Annotated in this window: 1 protein-coding gene; it reads left to right on the top strand. The window is 65.2% G+C overall.

The genetic code is table 11. The annotated features are described in order from the left end of the window. A partial coding sequence (locus ACOACQ_RS24060; RefSeq protein WP_420289425.1) for a DUF7507 domain-containing protein occupies positions 1-1845 on the top strand: 1845 nt, incomplete at both ends.

The raw sequence follows: 1845 nt of genomic DNA, 5'->3' as shown, positions 1-1845 counted from the left end.
GCACGGTTTCGGCCCTGGTCTGTGATCCGGCTGCGCCGTCGGTGTTGGCGCCGGGTGCGTCGATGGAGTGCACCGCGACGTACGTCGTGACGCAGGCCGATGTCGATGCGGGCACGGTGGACAACACCGCCACGACCACGGGCACCCCGCCGTCGGGACCTGACGTCACTGATGAGGACGAGGTCCAGGTCCCGGGAACGTCGGAGCCGGCGCTCTCGCTCAACAAGCGGGTTGGCTCTGTGGACGATGTCAACGACAACGGGCTCACCGACCTCGGGGACGAGATCAACTTCGTCTTCGATCTTGAGAACACGGGCAACGTCACGCTCACCGGTGTGGCCGTGGACGACCCGTTGCTGGCGGGCCTGGGCATCACGGTGACGTGTGACCCCACGACCCTGGCGCCCGGTGACACGGTGACTTGTGCGGCTGACGCGCCGTACGTGATCACCCAGGCTGACGTGGACGCCGGGACGGTGGAGAACGTCGCGACCGCGACCGGTACGCCGCCGTCGGGTCCGGTCGTGGAGACCCCGGAGAGTCCCACGGTCACGCCGCTGGACGGCGCCCCGGGCATCGAGCTGGTGAAGACGTCGGACAAGACGGACCTGGTTGTCGGGGAGACGATGACGTACACGTTCGTTGCCACGAACACGGGCAACGTGACACTCACCGACGTTGTTGTTGAGGAGTCTGCGTTCACTGGTTCGGGCACGGTTTCGGCCCTGGTCTGTGATCCGGCTGCGCCGTCGGTGTTGGCGCCGGGTGCGTCGATGGAGTGCACCGCGACGTACGTCGTGACGCAGGCTGATGTGGATGCCGGGACGGTGGAGAACACCGCTACGACCACGGGTACGCCGCCTAGCGGTCCTGACGTGACTGATGAGGACGAGGTCCAGGTTCCTGGAACCTCGGAGCCGGGCATCGAGCTGGTGAAGACGTCGGACAAGACGGACCTGGTGGCGGGGGAGACGATGACGTACACGTTCGTTGCCACGAACACGGGCAACGTGACACTCACCGACGTTGTTGTTGAGGAGTCTGCGTTCACTGGTTCGGGCACGGTTTCGGCCCTGGTCTGTGATCCGGCTGCGCCGTCGGTGTTGGCGCCGGGTGCGTCGATGGAGTGCACCGCGACGTACGTCGTGACGCAGGCTGATGTGGATGCCGGGACGGTGGACAACACCGCCACGACGACGGGTACGCCGCCTAGCGGTCCTGACGTGACTGATGAGGACGAGGTCCAGGTTCCTGGAACCTCGGAGCCGGGCATCGAGCTGGTGAAGACGTCGGACAAGACGGACCTGGTGGCGGGGGAGACGATGACGTACACGTTCGTTGCCACGAACACGGGCAACGTGACACTCACCGACGTTGTTGTTGAGGAGTCTGCGTTCACGGGTTCGGGCACGGTTTCTGCTCTGACGTGTGATCCGGCTGCGCCGTCGGTGTTGGCGCCGGGTGCGTCGATGGAGTGCACCGCGACCTATGTCGTCACTCAGGCCGATGTGGATGCGGGCACGGTGGAGAACACCGCTACGACCACGGGTACGCCGCCTAGCGGTCCTGACGTGACTGATGAGGACGAGGTCCAGGTTCCTGGAACCTCGGAGCCGGGCATCGAGCTGGTGAAGACGTCGGACAAGACGGACCTGGTGGCGGGGGAGACGATGACGTACACGTTCGTTGCCACGAACACCGGCAACGTCACACTCACCGACGTTGTTGTTGAGGAGTCTGCGTTCACGGGTTCGGGCACGGTTTCTGCTCTGACGTGTGATCCGGCTGCGCCGTCGGTGTTGGCGCCGGGTGCGTCGATGGAGTGCACCGCGACCTATGTCGTCA

The organism is Nocardioides sp. CPCC 206347 (assembly GCF_048654605.1).
In the GTDB taxonomy this organism is placed as follows: Bacteria; Actinomycetota; Actinomycetes; order Propionibacteriales; family Nocardioidaceae; genus Nocardioides.
This window is presented reverse-complemented; position numbering and strand designations above follow the sequence as displayed.